Origin of the sequence: Rhizobium ruizarguesonis (genome assembly GCF_012349115.1) — a bacterium.
GTDB lineage: Bacteria > Pseudomonadota > Alphaproteobacteria > Rhizobiales > Rhizobiaceae > Rhizobium > Rhizobium ruizarguesonis.
The window spans coordinates 296,158-309,605 of sequence record NZ_PQIG01000001.1; the positions used below are offsets into that span (position 1 = coordinate 296,158).

14 protein-coding genes are annotated in these 13,448 nt (G+C 63.4%); 5 read left to right on the forward strand and 9 right to left on the reverse strand.

What is annotated here, in order from left to right; all coding sequences use genetic code 11:
* Positions 1-6: 6 nt before the first annotated feature.
* Positions 7-879, reverse strand: a complete 873-nt coding sequence (locus C3Y91_RS01285; protein ID WP_024320157.1) for a LysR family transcriptional regulator — start codon at positions 877-879, stop codon at positions 7-9.
* Between the two features lie 97 nt (positions 880-976).
* Here C3Y91_RS01285 and C3Y91_RS01290 point away from each other — a divergent pair, with 97 nt between their 5' ends.
* Both C3Y91_RS01290 and C3Y91_RS01295 read left to right on the forward strand, forming a co-directional pair.
* Positions 977-1,762 carry an SDR family oxidoreductase gene (locus tag C3Y91_RS01290; protein ID WP_024320158.1) on the forward strand — a complete coding sequence of 262 codons (786 nt, stop codon included), beginning with the start codon at positions 977-979 and terminating at the stop codon, positions 1,760-1,762.
* A 27-nt stretch (positions 1,763-1,789) separates the two neighbouring features.
* Complete coding sequence (locus C3Y91_RS01295) at positions 1,790-2,488, forward strand: ribonuclease activity regulator RraA (RefSeq protein WP_024320159.1); 699 nt, start codon at positions 1,790-1,792, stop codon at positions 2,486-2,488.
* 61 nt (positions 2,489-2,549) lie between these two features.
* Here the strand turns inward: C3Y91_RS01295 and C3Y91_RS01300 are convergent, their stop codons facing one another.
* The 6 genes from C3Y91_RS01300 to C3Y91_RS01325 are packed head-to-tail and all read right to left on the reverse strand — an operon-like array spanning position 2,550 to position 9,781.
* Complete coding sequence (locus tag C3Y91_RS01300) at positions 2,550-3,839, reverse strand: amidohydrolase family protein (protein WP_130662982.1); 1,290 nt, start codon at positions 3,837-3,839, stop codon at positions 2,550-2,552.
* A gap of 25 nt (positions 3,840-3,864) precedes the next feature.
* Positions 3,865-4,809 carry an ABC transporter permease gene (locus tag C3Y91_RS01305; RefSeq protein WP_027688768.1) on the reverse strand — a complete coding sequence of 315 codons (945 nt, stop codon included), beginning with the start codon at positions 4,807-4,809 and terminating at the stop codon, positions 3,865-3,867.
* Positions 4,806-5,855 carry an ABC transporter permease gene (locus tag C3Y91_RS01310; protein WP_027688767.1) on the reverse strand — a complete coding sequence of 350 codons (1,050 nt, stop codon included), beginning with the start codon at positions 5,853-5,855 and terminating at the stop codon, positions 4,806-4,808. Before C3Y91_RS01310 ends, C3Y91_RS01305 begins: the two co-directional genes overlap by 4 nt.
* Complete coding sequence (locus tag C3Y91_RS01315; protein WP_130662980.1) at positions 5,845-7,377, reverse strand: ABC transporter ATP-binding protein; 1,533 nt, start codon at positions 7,375-7,377, stop codon at positions 5,845-5,847. Before C3Y91_RS01315 ends, C3Y91_RS01310 begins: the two co-directional genes overlap by 11 nt.
* Entirely contained in the window at positions 7,374-8,786 is a 1,413-nt protein-coding gene (locus C3Y91_RS01320) for an amidase (protein ID WP_168574895.1), read from the reverse strand. The genes C3Y91_RS01315 and C3Y91_RS01320 overlap by 4 nt, the downstream gene beginning before the upstream one ends.
* An 8-nt stretch (positions 8,787-8,794) precedes the next feature.
* Positions 8,795-9,781 (reverse strand): BMP family protein, encoded by a 987-nt coding sequence (locus C3Y91_RS01325; RefSeq protein WP_024320165.1) that lies wholly within the window; start codon positions 9,779-9,781, stop codon positions 8,795-8,797.
* A 207-nt stretch (positions 9,782-9,988) separates the two neighbouring features.
* On the opposite strand from C3Y91_RS01325, the gene C3Y91_RS01330 reads away from it, so the two are divergent.
* The 3 genes from C3Y91_RS01330 to C3Y91_RS01340 are packed head-to-tail and all read left to right on the forward strand — an operon-like array spanning position 9,989 to position 12,161.
* Entirely contained in the window at positions 9,989-10,618 is a 630-nt protein-coding gene (locus tag C3Y91_RS01330; RefSeq protein WP_027688764.1) for a CDP-alcohol phosphatidyltransferase family protein, read from the forward strand.
* Positions 10,615-11,235 carry a lysophospholipid acyltransferase family protein gene (locus C3Y91_RS01335; protein WP_018069388.1) on the forward strand — a complete coding sequence of 207 codons (621 nt, stop codon included), beginning with the start codon at positions 10,615-10,617 and terminating at the stop codon, positions 11,233-11,235. The genes C3Y91_RS01330 and C3Y91_RS01335 overlap by 4 nt, the downstream gene beginning before the upstream one ends.
* Complete coding sequence (locus C3Y91_RS01340; protein ID WP_018069389.1) at positions 11,232-12,161, forward strand: phosphatidate cytidylyltransferase; 930 nt, start codon at positions 11,232-11,234, stop codon at positions 12,159-12,161. The genes C3Y91_RS01335 and C3Y91_RS01340 overlap by 4 nt, the downstream gene beginning before the upstream one ends.
* Before the next feature lie 43 nt (positions 12,162-12,204).
* On the opposite strand, the gene C3Y91_RS01345 is transcribed toward C3Y91_RS01340, so the two are convergent.
* A complete protein-coding gene (locus C3Y91_RS01345) occupies positions 12,205-12,528 on the reverse strand; it encodes a chaperone modulator CbpM (protein WP_026170686.1) in 324 nt (107 codons plus the stop codon).
* Between the two features lie 2 nt (positions 12,529-12,530).
* Positions 12,531-13,445 carry a DnaJ C-terminal domain-containing protein gene (locus C3Y91_RS01350; RefSeq protein WP_018484131.1) on the reverse strand — a complete coding sequence of 305 codons (915 nt, stop codon included), beginning with the start codon at positions 13,443-13,445 and terminating at the stop codon, positions 12,531-12,533.
* Positions 13,446-13,448 lie beyond the last annotated feature (3 nt).

The following is a 13,448-nucleotide window of genomic DNA, read 5'->3' on the forward strand; positions in this document are numbered from 1 at the left end:
AATTGATCAGGCTCCCATCGCCGCGCGGCTGGTTTCCAGAAGCGCGGCGACGAGATTTGCCCGTGGCGAGGATCGCGTCACCACGATGCCGACGGTGCGCATAGCGGACGAGCGGGGCAGGGGCAGCTTGACGATATCCAATCCCGCCGGCCAGGGCGGCGCCCAATCCGGCACGATCGAGATTCCGAGACCGCGGTCTACCATCACCGCGATCGCCTCCAGCGCGTCGAGCTCATAACGCTCGACCGGATGGATCCCGCTCTCGCGCAGATATTCGTCGGCGATATGACCACCCCACTGGTTACGGTCGTAGCGGATGAAGGGCAGGGTCTTCAACAGTTCGAGCGGATCCGCCCCCTCACAGTCCCGCGGAGCGATCAGCACCAGGGGTTCCTGGCGCAGCTTGTTGAAGGTCAATGTCTTCTGCATCGGAAATCGCGGCTCGATGATGAAGGCCGCATCCAGCGCGCCGTTCAAAACCTCGGCATAGAGGTCCATCGACGCGCCCGGCTTGAGGAAGATCTCGATCAGCGGGTAATCCTGGGCGAGACGGTGGAGAATGTCGGGAACGAGGCCGGTCAGCGCCGTATTGATCGCCCCGATCCGCATCTCGCCCGAAATGGTCGCGGTGCCGGCCATGGCCTTCAGGTCGCGTGTGTCGCGCACCAGATCCCTGCAACGCTCGAGAATGGCAAAACCCGCCTCCGTCGGCCGCATGACGCGGCCGGAGCGCACCAGCAGCCGCACCCCGAGCTCGGCCTCCAATGCGCGGATGCGCTGGGCAACAGCCGCGGGCGTGAGGTTCAGCCGCTGGGCGGCCTCCGCCAGCGAGTGCCGCTCGGCAACGACAATGAAGGTTTCGAGGAAACGCGTGTCCATCGATAGTTTTTCTATCTCCTGAACGAAGCAAAAGCGATATTTTATTTACGATCCATTGCACCGAAAGATGGCCCGACCCTATGAGGAGACGGATGAAATGGATTTCGGCCTGAAGGACAAGACGGCCCTGGTGCTTGGCGCCGGCGGCGGATTGGGCAGTGCAATTGCCGCCAAGCTTGCGCGCGAAGGCGCCAGAATTGCCGCAGCGGATGTCGATCTCGCCGCTGCTGAGAAGACCGCGGCTGCGGTTGAATCCGGAGGCGGTAAGGCGCTGGCGCTGCAATGGGATCTCTCCGATCTCGGATCGATCGATGCGCGCGTCGCTGCAATCGAGCGCCAGTTCGGACCGGTCGATATCCTCGTCAACAATACCGGCGGCCCACCGCCGACCACCGTCTCCGGCCAGGATCCGACGGTCTGGAACCAGTATTTCCAGAGCATGGTCCTTTCCGTCATCGCCATTACCGATCGGGTGCTGCCGCAGATGCGGGCACGCAAATGGGGGCGCATCGTCACCTCGACCTCGTCGGGCGTGGTCGCGCCGATCCCCAATCTCGGCATCTCCAATGCGCTGCGCCTGTCATTGGTCGGCTGGTCGAAGACACTGGCTCGCGAGGTCGGGCGCGACGGCATCACCGTCAACATCGTCCTGCCGGGCCGGATCGCCACCGGCCGCATCACCTTCCTCGACGAGCAGAAGGCCAAACGCGAAAACCGCTCCATCGATGACGTCGTCACTGAGAGCACCGGCAGCATTCCGCTCGGCCGCTATGGCCAACCGGAGGAATATGGCAATGTCGTCACCTTCCTGGCAAGCGAGCCTGCCTCCTATCTTACCGGATCGGTGATCCGCGTCGATGGCGGCATGATCCAGAGCATCTGACAGAAACCGAATTGGAACCGATACCCGATGGCCCTCAGCGCTGAAGCGATAGCAACCCTCAAGACCGTCTCGACGGCGACCCTGACGACCGTTCTTCTGAAGAAGGGCCTGCGCAACGTCTGGATCCGCGGCGCCGTTCCGCTGAAGCCAGGCCAGCCGCGCATCGTCGGTCCGGCCTTCACCCTGCGCTTCGTGCCTGCCCGCGAAGATCTGGCGACGCCGGCATCCTGGGCCTCGCCGATCTCGACGCGCGCCGCGATCGAGGCGATGCCGGAAGGCTGTGTCGCCGTCGTCGATGCGATGGGCGTCACCGATGCCGGCATCTTCGGCGATATCCTCTGCGCCCGCATGCAGAAGAGGGGTGTTGCCGCCCTCGTCACCGACGGCGTCGTGCGCGACCTTGCCGGCGTGCTCGATGCCAACCTGCCGGTCTGGTGCCGTGGCGTCGCAGCACCCCCTTCGGTCGCTGGCCTCACCTTCGTAGCCTGGCAGCAACCGATCGGCTGCGGCGGCGTTGCGGTCTTTCCTGACGACATTATCGTCGTCGACCAGGATGGCGCGGTGTTGATTCCAGCGGATTTGCTCGAGGCGGTGCTCGATGAAGCGCCGGAACAGGAGCGCATGGAAGCCTGGATCATGACGAAGATCGATGAAGGCGTGCCGCTGCCCGGCCTGTACCCGATGAACGCCGAAACCAAGGCGCTCTACGAGGCCTCGAAGAAATAGGCTCCAGGCCAGGCGGATTGAGGAGGTCGCGGCTTCGCGGCCCTTTTGCTTTCGCCCCATCTCAATAACGAGGTGCGTAATCCAGGCCGCCGTCAATCCGTGCCGGGCGCCCGTCCAGGAAAAGCTCACCGATGCGTGGCGCCGACCGCGCAATGACCTTGCCGCGGCGGATCACCGCCAGGCGGTTGGGTTTCAGCCGCAGCGCTTCCAGCGTGTCGCTGGCCTGAAGGATGACCAGGTCGGCGCTGCATCCCTTTTCCAGGCCGTAGCCTGCAAGGCCCATCGTCTTCGCCGAGTTGACGGTCAGCGCGTCGAAGATCTTCTTCTTGTCGTCGATGCCGGCCATCTGCGCGACATGGATTGCCATGTGGCCGACCTCCAGCATGTCGCCCGACCCCATCGAATACCAGGGGTCCATGACGCAGTCGTGCCCGAAGGAAACGTTGAGCCCGGCATCCATCAGCTCCCGCACGCGGGTCATGCCGCGGCGTTTCGGATAGGTGTCGTGCCGGCCCTGCAGCATGATGTTGATCAGCGGATTGGGGATGACGTTGATCTCGGCCTCCGCCATCAGCGGAATGAGCTTGGAAACATAATAATTGTCCATCGAATGCATCGAGGTCAGATGCGAGCCGGCGACGCGCCCCTGCAGGCCGAAGCGGATGGTTTCCGCAGCCAGCGTCTCGATATGGCGCGAGAGCGGATCGTCGGTTTCGTCGCAATGGATGTCGACCGGCAGGCCGCGATCGGCGGCGATGCGGCAGAGCGCCTCGACTGACGCCGTACCTTCGCCCATCGTCCGTTCGAAATGCGGAATGCCGCCGACGATATCGACGCCCATGTCGAGGGCGCGGTCGAGCGCGTCGATTGCGCCCGGCGAGCGGTAGTAACCGTCCTGGGGGAAGGCGACCAGCTGCAGATCGATATAGGGCGCGACCTTTTCGCGAACCTCGATCATCGCCTCGACGGTCACCAGTCTGGGATCGCTGGTGTCGACATGGCTGCGGATGAAGAGCAGGCCCTGCGTGACCGCCAGATCGCAATAGCGCAACGCACGATCAACCAGTTCCTCTTTCGTCACGATCGGGCGCAACTCTCCCCAGAGCGCGATGCCCTCGAGCAGCGTGCCGGATACGTTCATGCGCGGCAGGCCGAGCGACAGGGTGGCGTCCATATGGAAATGCGGATCGACGAAGGGCGGGCTGACCAGCCGGCCGGTCGCGTCGATCTCTTCTTGCGCCTGCGCCTGGAGATTGGGCTCGGCAGTGATGATCTTGCCGCCCTGGATGCCGATATCGATCCCCTTTCGGCCATCAGGGAGATTTGCATTTCTGACGATCAGATCGAACATCGGAGCCTCATTGGACAGAAGTGGTTCAGCGTTCGCCGCGCCGATAGGGCTGCATCAGCGCCTGTGGAACGCGGGCGCGGCGGGCCATGACGGCAAGGGCGGCAATGGAAAGGATATAGGGCGTCATCAGAAAGAGCTGATAGGGCACGAGCCCGCTGAGTGCGGTTTGCAGCCGAAGCTGAAAGGCATCGAAGAAGGCAAAGAGCAGGGCGCCGAAAAGCGCGCGGCCCGGCCGCCAGGAGGCGAAGACGACGAGCGCGATGCAGATCCAGCCGCGTCCCTGCACCATTGTGGGGAAGAAGCTGTTGAAGGCCGACAGTGTCAGGAAAGCGCCGCCCATTCCCATCAGCGCGCTTCCCATGATGACCGCGCCATAGCGCACCTTCATCGGATTGACGCCCTGGGCTTCGGCTGCATGCGGGTTCTCGCCGGTCATGCGGATTGCAAGGCCGACGGGGGTGCGGAAGATGATGTAGGCCATCAGCAGGGCGACAATGATTGCGAGATAGGTCGGCGCCGTCTGCGTGAAGAAGGCCGGCCCGATGAAGGGCAATGTCGAGAGACCAGGAATGGCGATCGGCTGGAACGGCACGATGGTGGGTGGGGTATTGGCAAGCGGCACGATCAGCCGGAAGACATAATAGCTGAAGCTTGAGGCAAACAGCGTGACGCCGAGACCGGAGACATGCTGGGAGAGGCCGAGCGTCACCGTCAGGCCGGCATGCAGCAGGCCGAAGACGCCGCCGGCGACCGCGGCGATCAGCAGGCCGGTCCAGAGATCGGCGCCGTGATAGACCGAAAGCCAGCCGATCATCGCGCCGAAGGTCATGATGCCTTCGATGCCGAGATTGAGCACACCCGCCCGTTCGCAAAGCAGTGCGCCGAGCGTGCCGAAAATCAGCGGCGTGGCGATCCGCAGGATTGCCGCCCAGAGCCCGGCGGAAGCGATGATGTCGAAGAGCTGCATCATCGCCGGATCCTGTATTGGGTGAAGAACAAGGCGATCAGCATCGTCAGCAGCGACAGCGCCACCGTGACATCGGCGATATAGGTCGGGATGCCGAGGCCGCGGCTCATGCCGTCCGCGCCCACGAACATGGTGGCGGTGAAAATGGCGGCGAAGACGACGCCGAGTGGATTGAGGTTGGCGAGCATGGCGACGACGATACCGGCATAGCCGAAGCCTGGCGACAGGTCGGTCGTCACATAACCCTTGACGCCCATGACCTCGATTGCTCCCGCCAACCCTGCAAGCCCGCCCGAGAGACAGGCGACCTTCACCAGCGTTCTGCCAAGCGGGACGCCGGCAAAGACGGCCCCGCCGGGATTGAGGCCTGCTGCGCGCGACTGCATGCCGAACACGGTGCGGGACTGGACGAAATGGACGATGATGGCCAGCCCGATCGCGATCGCAAAGCCGATATGCAGGCGCGAGCGGGCAATCAGCTTCGGCAGCATGGCATGATCGCTGACGGATTGCGACTGCGGCCAGCCAAAGGCCAGCGGATCCTTGAGAACGCCATCGATCAGCATCGAGACGAAGAGTACGGCGATGAAGTTCAAGAGCAGGCTGGTGACGACCTCATCGACGGAGAAGCGCAGCCTGAGCCAGAGCGGGATCAGGATCAGCACCATGCCGGCAATCGCGCCGACCAGCAGCAGCAGCGGAATGAGAATGGGGGCGGGAAGATTGCCGAGCAGCTTCGAGCTTGCCGCGGCAACGGCGATGGCGCCGAGATAGAACTGCCCCTCGGCACCGATATTCCACAGCCGCGCCCGGAAAGCGACGGCGGCGGCAAGCCCCGTCAGCATCAGCGGCGTTGCCCGCGTCAGCGTTTCGGTCGCCGACAGCCGCGAACCAAAGGCACCCGTCAGGATGCGCCAATAGGCATCGATAACAGGCGCGCCGGCGATTGATATCAGGATGCCCGAAAGCGCCAGCGCTGCGATCACCGCGATCACAGGCGTGACGATCAGCAGGTAAAGCGGACGGTGCTCGCGGCGCTCAAATCGCATGGCCGGCCTCTGGATTTTCCTGCCATTCGCCGGCCATCATCAGCCCCAGCCTGCGGGCGTCGGCGCTTTCGGCCTCGACGGGCGGAGACAGGCGGCCGCCGACGATTGCCTGTATGCGATCGGCAAGCGCGATCACCTCATCGAGGTCCTCCGAGATCAGCAGCACGGCGGTACCCTGCCGACGGACTTCAAGCAGGCGTGCGTGCACGGCGGCCACGGCCCCTTCGTCGAGACCGCGCGCCGGCTGCGCGGCAATCAGGATGCGCGGCCGCCGATGCAGGTTGCGGCCGAGAATGAGCTTTTGCATATTGCCGCCTGAGAGCAGCCGGGTGCGGATGGCCGGGCCGCCGCCGCGGACATCGAACCCGTCGATAATTTCGGTCGCGAAAGCCATGCCCGCCTTGCGGTTGACGAGGCCATGGCGCGAAAAACCCGGCGATGCGATGCGCTCCAGCACGACGTTTTCCCAGATCGCCATTTCGCCGATCACGCCCTCCTCGTTACGGTCCTCGGGAATGCGGCCGATGCCGGCGTCGACGACATCGGAAACACTAAGATTGCCGACGGCTTCCCCGAAGAGCAGAAGGTCGCCGCCGCTGCGCGCCAGCATACCGGAGAGAAGATGCGCCAATGTCGCCTGGCCATTGCCGGAAACGCCGATGATGCCGAGGATCTCGCCCTGGTGTAGCTGGAAGCTGATCGACTTCAGCCGATCGATGCCGCCGGTGCGGACCGTCACATCGGCCGCTTCGAGGGCAACCGCACCCGGTGTCGACGGCTCGCGCACGGGCCGCGTCACGCGGCGTCCGACCATCAGTTCGGCAAGTTCAGCCTTGCTGGTTTCCGATGCCTTGCGCTCGGCAACCATCTTGCCGCCGCGTAAGACCACGATTCGGTCGGCTGCTGCCATCACCTCGTCGAGCTTGTGCGAGATGAAGATCAACGACAGGCCCTGGCGGGCCATTTCCTTCAGCGTCGTGAACAGCCGCTCGGCCTCGATGTTGGTCAGCACCGCCGTCGGCTCGTCGAGAATCAGGATGCGGGCATCGTTGTAGAGCGCCTTGAGGATCTCAACGCGCTGCTGCTCGCCGACCGACAAGTCGCCAAGGCGGGCATCCGGATCAACCTTGAGGCCGAAGCGCTCGGAAATTGTGAGCAGCTTCTTCCGCGCCGCTGTTGTTCCCGAGCGCCAGGACCACAGTCTTTCCGTGCCGGTCATGACGTTTTCGAGAACGGTCAGATTGGGCGCCAGCGAAAAATGCTGATGCACCATGCCGACGCCGGCGCGGATTGCGGCACGCGGCTTGCCCTGCGGCACCTCCGTGCCCTCGATCAGGATTCGGCCGACATCCGGCATGTAATGGCCGAAAAGGATGCTCATCAGCGTAGTCTTGCCCGCACCGTTCTCGCCGAGCAGGGCCACGACCTCGCCCATCGCAAGCGTCATGGAAATATCGTCATTGGCGAGATTGCCGCCGAAGCGCTTGCTGACGCCGATAATTTCCAGCACAGGCCCGGTCATGACGGCAATCCTGCGACCGGAAAACGATGCTGCCACCGCCCCTCGGCCTCCAGGCGGGCGGCAAGCGACAGCAGACGCGGCTCGTACCCCATCGGCGCCATGATCTGCGCCGGCAGCGGCATGGCGTGCTCATCCTGTCCGAAAGGCAGCGTCAACGCAGGAAAACCCGAAATATTGGCGAGGCAGGCAAGCGGCGCAAATGCCGTCATCCGCTCGAGATGCAGATCCGTGTCGGCATGATCAGACGGAAAGGAGCCGATCGCAAGGGGCGCGGAAGACAGCATCGGCATGAGGATGCAATCGACCCTGTCGAACAGTTCCCAGAGCTTACGGCTCACCAGGACGGCATTGTTCAGCGTGTTCCAGAGCGATGTGGCCGGAAGCGTTCGTCCGCGCACCGCGAAGGCCTGGGTCAGAGGCTCGGCCCTGCTTTCATCCAGAGCCGCCGCCTTGATGAGTGCCGCAAGGTTGACGGAGACGATGTCGGCGAAGGCGCGGCCGCCGGCAGCGACGCTCCATTCGAACTCGGCCCAGGCGAGCGGAACGATCTCGTGTCCGGCGCTCTCCAGCGCGCGGGCTGCAGCCTCGATGGCTGCGAGCCGATCGTCCTCCGTCGGATAGGCCGAGCCGGTATCAACAAGCAGGCCGATCCGCAAACGGCCATTGTCGATATCGACAGGGGAGGGGTCCGGAAAAGGTCCTCGCGATTTGCCGCTTAGCGTGGCGAAAATCAAGGCCGTATCCCGCACCGAACGGCTGACCGCAAGTTCGCTGGCGATACCGGCGAGGTGATTGCCGAAGGATGGGCCGCCCGGCATCGCGCCGCGCGTCGGCTTCATTCCGACAAGGCCGCAGCAGGCGGCCGGCACACGGATCGAGCCGCCGGCATCGGTGGCATGCGCGATCGCCACGATCCCGGCGGCAACCGCTGCCGCCGCACCGCCGGAGGAACCGCCGGCGGTCCGTGCCGGATCGAGCGGATTGCGGCAGATCGGCCCGATCGCCGGTTCGCTCGCAAGCGACAGGCCGAATTCTGGGCTCGTCGTCAGGCCGAACAGACAGAAGCCGGCGTCGCGGAAACGGGCAGCCAGATCGGAGTCCGCTTCGCCGCCCTTTCTGTCGAAGAGACCGGAACCTGCCGTTACCGGTAGCCCGGCGAAGGGGCCGCCGAGATCCTTCGCCAGGGTTGGCACCCCGGCAAAGGGCCTGGCGGCAAAGCGATCGGGCGCGCTCCGCCGCTCACTGTCGCGGGCCTCGGCCGAAGCGAAGCCCATGGCGGCATCGAGATAGGCGATGGCGCCGAGCGGCTCCTGCAGCACGGCTGAGGCAAGAGAAGCCTGCATCGCCTCCGCAGCGCTCAGGCTGCCATGCCTGATCACTGCCGCCAGATCCGTCGCATCGCCTTGCATGGGCCGAATTACTTCGGTTCGTCCATCATCTTCGGAACTTCGAAGGTGCCGGCCTTGATCTCTGCCCGCTTGGCTTCCATCGCAGCCTCCGCATCGGCAGGTGCCACGCCCTTGACGAAGACGATGTCGCTGCCGCCTTCCTTCATCAGGCCGTAGGACGTGTAGTTCCTGCCGACCGGTTTTCCGGCGGCAACATCGGCGATGGCGGCATCCAGGATCGGGCGGAAATACCACATGGCGTTGGCAAACACCGTATCCGGATAACGTGGCGTATAGTCAATCAACGAGCCGACCGATTTGATGCCGCGTTCCTTGGCGGCATCGGCCGTGCCGATGCGCTCGCCGAACAGGATGTCGGCGCCGGCGTCGATCTGGGCAAGACCGGCTTCGCGGGCTTTCGGCGGATCGAAGAAGGTACCGATGAAGGAGACAAGGTGCTTTGCGTCCGGGTTGACCGCCTTGACGCCGGCGGCGAAGGCATTGATCAGCATGTTGACCTCGGGGATCGGAATGGCGCCGACCGAACCAACAACATTCGACTTGGTCATCTTGCCGGCCAGCATGCCGGCAAGATAGGCGCCGTCATGGTTCCAGGTGCCAAAGACGCCAAAATTGTCGCCGGCCTGCTCGCCGCTCGAACCCAGCACGAAAGCGGTATCGGGATAATCGGCCGCGACCTGCCGGGCCTCTTTTTCCACCGCATAGGCCTCGCCGATAATCAGCTTGTTGCCCTGTTCGGCATATTCGCGCATGGCGCGCGGATAATCGGTGCCGGAAACGCCTTCGGAGAAGACATATTCGATGACGCCTTCCTTGGCCGCGTCCTGCAGGGCCTTGTGCAGACAGGAGTTCCAGGCATTTTCCACTGGCGACGCATGGATGCCGGCAACCTTCAGTGGCGCAGCCGCCCTTGCCAGCGGGGCGAAGCCGCTGACGCCGAGCGCAATGCCCGACGCGATCACTGCCCGGCGTGAAATCAGCATGTCTTTGGTCATTGTTTTGCTCCCCTTTTTTTACCATTTGGTTCAAAAATCATAGTAGCGCCCAAAAATGTGTCAAGCAGTAAACGGGCTTAAAAATCAGGCTGTTCGACCCATGTTCGCCGGAGCGCGGAGGCGATGGGCTGGATTTACAGGGTGTCATATCTTGGCGTGACGACATCGGCAGGATATGCAAGGATCATTGGGGTTGGGGGACATGAAATGGGGGAAGAAGAGGGCGCCTCGCGGCGACCGATCGCGAGCCGGTCGTCGTCCTGGGCCATCGGCCTCAGCGCGTGGCTGGCGCGGGGCGGCGCGACACCGAACGGCATCTCGCTGCTGTCGGTCGTATTCGCGGGTATAGGCGCAGCGCTCATCGTTTTCACAACACATCCTTTAGCCATGGTCTGCGCGGCGATCTCGGTACAACTGCGGCTCGTCTGCAATCTGCTGGACGGAATGGTCGCGATCGAAGGCGGCAAGAAAACCAAGAGCGGGCCGCTCTATAATGAATTCCCCGACCGGGTCGCCGACAGCCTGTTTCTGATCGCGGCTGGTTACGCCTGCGGTTTTGGCTGGCTTGGCTGGTTGTCTGCGCTGCTCGCAGCCCTTACCGCCTATATCAGGGTGTTCGGCGGATCGGTGGGTCTTCCTCAGGATTTCAGCGGCATCATGGCCAAGCAACGCCGCATGGCGGTGCTGACGGCGGGCCTCGTCGCCCAGAGCATCGAGACGCTGATATCCCCCAGCCATTGGTCGCTGATCGTTGCATCCGCGATCATCGCGGCCGGCAGCCTCGTCACCTGCATCACCCGCACGTTGAGGCTGAAACTTTCCCTGGAGAGACTATGATCGCGATTATCCGTCGGTTTCTCGTGCTGCTCGTCCGTATCCTGGTCGGCGCCCGAAGCGAGTGGCGGGGCTGCGCGCCCGATCCCAGCCGCCGCATCTATTTCGCCAATCACAACAGCCATATCGATACCGTCGCCGTCATGGCCGCCTTGCCCTGGCCGGTGCGCCGGATGACCCATCCGGTTGCGGCGCGGGACTATTGGGGAACGAGCGCCTTTCGCCGTTTCATCGCAGAGAAAGGCCTGCGCGCCGTCTTGATAGACCGCAAGCCTCTGCCGGACACCGACCCGCTGGCTCCGATAGAGCGCCTGCTTGAGGAGGGGCGCTCAGTCCTGATTTTCCCGGAAGGAACGAGAAGCACCACCGATGAGATCGCCCCGTTCCGCAGCGGCATCTTTCGCCTTGCCTGCCGTTTCCCCGATGTCGATCTGGTGCCGATCCATCTCGACAACCTCCAGCGCATCCTGCCCAAGGGAAGCATGCTGATCGTGCCGATCACCTGCACGGCGCGCTTCGGCAAACCCTTGCGCGTCGAACCGGGCGAGGAAAAGGCTGAATTCCTGGCGCGCGCCCGTGCCGCTGTCACCGAGCTCGCGGATGGGGGGCACACGGCATGACCAGTATGTTCTCTCTCGTGCTAGCCGCTATCCTCGGCCTGCTTGCCGTCGCCTCCGCCATCGGTTTCACCCTGCAGCGACGCGCGACAGAACCCGGCTCCGTCGCCACCGTTCAGAACCTCAACGCCCGTATCCGCTCCTGGTGGATCATGGTCGCCGTCTTCGGCGGCGCGATCCTGCTCGGCGAAACGTCGACGGTCGTCCTGTTTGCATTTCTATCCTTCATGGCGCTTCGCGAATTCTGGACGCTGACGCCATCGCGACGCGGCGATCATCTGGCGCTTTTCCTGTCGTTCTTCGTGGTGCTGCCGATCCATTACGTGCTGCTCGGAACCGAGTGGTACGGCCTCTTTTCCATCTTCATCCCGGTCTATGCCTTCCTTATCCTGCCGGCAGTGGCGACCCTGACGGGCGACGTCAACGAATTCCTCGCCCGCAGCGCCAGGGTGCAATGGGGATTGATGCTGACGGTCTATTCGATCAGCCACGCACCCGCACTCCTTATGCTGGAGACTGGTACGCCGCCGGCACTTCTTCTCGTCTATCTGGTCGTGGTCGTGCAGCTCAGCGACGTTTTCCAGTATGTCTGGGGCAAGCTGCTCGGAAAGCACCGTTTCTCGCCGAACATTAGCCCGTCGAAGACGATCGAAGGGCTAGTCGGAGGCGGCGCCTCGGCCATCCTCGTGGGAACACTGCTATATCGCCTGACACCCTTCTCCCCGCTGCAGGCAGCGGCCATCAGCACGGTCATCGTCGTCGCCGGCTTCTTCGGCGGCTTCGTGCTCTCGGCCATCAAGCGCGATCTCAATGCCAAGGACTGGGGCTATGTGATTGAGGGTCACGGCGGCGTGCTCGACCGCTTGGATTCCATCACCTTCGCCGCCCCGTTATTCTTTCACATCATCCGCTATTGGTTCACCACCTGAGAACTGGGGACAGGCGAATCTTCGAAGGCATGCGGCCGATCGTTTAAAACCGGTCGACTTCCTCGAGGCTCTCGAACAGCCGGCGCTGAACATCCCGCTCCTGTTTGCTGATGGCGGTCATCAGCTTGCCCATCGTGCCCCTGAGGCCGTGCAACTGGTCGACCAGGTCCATGACGACATCGACGCCGGCTTCGTTGACACCCATGTTTCCCATGAGGTCCAGGATCAGCCGGGCGCGTGCGACATCGGCGTCACGAAATTGCCGTTGGCCGCCTGACGTCTCCGGGATCAGCCAACCCTCTTCGACCCAGAGGTCGAGCTGGACGATGTCGATTTTCAAGTAAAGACGGAACTCGAGATCATCCATGATCAGGCCTCCATGTTCTTTCTCGGATCGTATGGGTTTGCCGTCGCCCATTCCTGGACGAAGGCCGTCAGTCGTTCATCCGGGGCATCGGGCAGCACGATTTTCAGGGAGATGTAGACGTCGCCATGTTCGCCGCCGCGTTTTGCAACACCCTTGCCCTTGAGACGCAGGACCTTGCCGGTGTTGGAATGAGGCGGCAGCGTCAGATTGACAGGCCCTGACGGCGTCGGCACACGAACCTTGCCGCCGAGCACGGCCTCGCCGAGCGAGATCGGCAGTTCGAGCCGGATGTCGTCGCCGTCGCGCGTGAAGAAGCGGTGCGGCCGCACACGGATGTCGATGAGGGCATCGCCCGCCGGCCCACCGCCGATACCCGGCTCGCCCTTGCCGCGCAGCCGCAAAGTCTGGCCGTCGCGCGTTCCCGGCGGGATCTGTACATCGAGCGCTGGCCCCTCAGGCAGCTTGATCTCCGTCCTGGTGCCGTTGACGGCGTCGAGAAAGCCGACCTCCATCGAGAAATGGCTGTCCCGGCCATGACTGCGGGCCTGGCCGCCGCCGGTACGTCGCGAAAAGAAATTGGCAAAGAGATCGTCGGCATCGCCGAAATCGGCAAAGCCTGCGCTGTTGTGATAGGGATCGCTAGGGCCGCTCTTCGAGGCATAGTCGCGGTAATAGTTGCGCTGCGCCCGCTCGGCGCCGGTTATGTCGATCTCGCCGCGATCGAAGCGGCCGCGTTTTTCCTCGTCGCTCAGGATCTCGTTGGCGGCCGAAATTTCCTTGAACCGTTCCTCGGCTTTTTTGTCGCCGGGGTTGAGGTCGGGGTGAAGTTTCTTGGCGAGCTTGCGGAACGCGCTTTGAATATCCTTTTGCGTCGCATCCCGCTTTACGCCCAGAAGCTCATATGGATCCTGGCTCATACA